Source organism: Mesorhizobium sp. M5C.F.Ca.IN.020.32.2.1, from assembly GCF_004023105.1.
Taxonomy (GTDB): Bacteria; Pseudomonadota; Alphaproteobacteria; order Rhizobiales; family Rhizobiaceae; genus Mesorhizobium; species Mesorhizobium wenxiniae.
Map to the genome: position 1 here is coordinate 1 of NZ_RZSX01001379.1, position 998 is coordinate 998.

Consider the following 998-nt stretch of genomic DNA (forward strand, 5'->3'; position numbering starts at 1 on the left):
GAACCAGACCGTGCTGACTGCGATGGTGATGTCCGTAGTCGTTGCCATGATCGGCGCGGAAGGCCTTGGCCTCGTGGTTCTCCAAGGTCTCGGACGTCTCGATGTCGGTCGCGCCGCCGTCGGCGGCATCGCCATCGTCCTGCTCGCCATGATGCTTGACCGGATCACCCAGCAGCTTGCCCAGCCGACCGACCGCAAGCGCAGGTCGGTGCTGCGCCACCTTTTCAATCTTTTCAAGGGCGAGCGATCGCACGAGGCCATCGCAACAACCGCAGCGAACCGCACGCATTCAGCGGAACCGCTCCGGCGGTAACCACCACCGGAATGACGACAGACACCGGCGGCTCGTTCCGCCGGACAGGAATTCACTCGCCTATGCCTTGCAGGGCCCGCGTTACAGCCAAACCTCGAACTCAGTGAAGTCCAAAGAAAAATCCAGAAGGAGAACATCGATGAAGCACAGCCTGAAAACCTTTTCCCTTTTTGTCACCGGCATGGTGCTGGCGGCCTCTCTAGGCCAAACTGCTTTCGCCGAAGACCTACCTGGGAGCGGCAAGATGGTGCGGTACGCCCAGTCCGACAGCCTAGGCGCCAATTATGTCGTTGCCCAGATCGGCATGGCGGCGATGAAGGAACTCGGTTACGACGTCAAGCTTAGCACGCTCAACACCACCTTGTTCTTCCAGGCGGCGGCCCAAGGCGATCTCGATATCGCGACCGATATAAACTTCCCGCAGCGCGAGCCGGGCTACAAGAAGGTCGAGGCGGAGGCGGAGATCGTCGGCGGTGGCCTAATTCAAGGCGGCGGCATCAATGGCTATCTGATCGACAAGAAAACCGCCGACGCAAACAACATCACCACGCTCGATCAGATGAAGGATGCGAAGATCGCAGCTCTTTTCGGCACGACCGGCAAAGCCGACCTCATCAATTGCGATCCGGGCTGGAGTTGCGGCGACGTCGTCGACTTCCAGCTTGAGAAATTCGGACTCAAGGGC

The 998-nt window shown here is 59.7% G+C and carries 1 protein-coding gene and 1 pseudogene; both read left to right on the forward strand.

Annotated features, from left to right (window positions below):
• Nucleotides 1–313: pseudogene (locus EOA86_RS41020) on the forward strand (glycine/betaine ABC transporter permease); the annotation flags it as partial.
• Nucleotides 314–452: 139 nt separating this feature from the next.
• On the forward strand, nt 453–998 hold a 546-nt coding region (locus tag EOA86_RS36160; protein WP_281035739.1), incomplete at its 3' end, for a glycine betaine ABC transporter substrate-binding protein.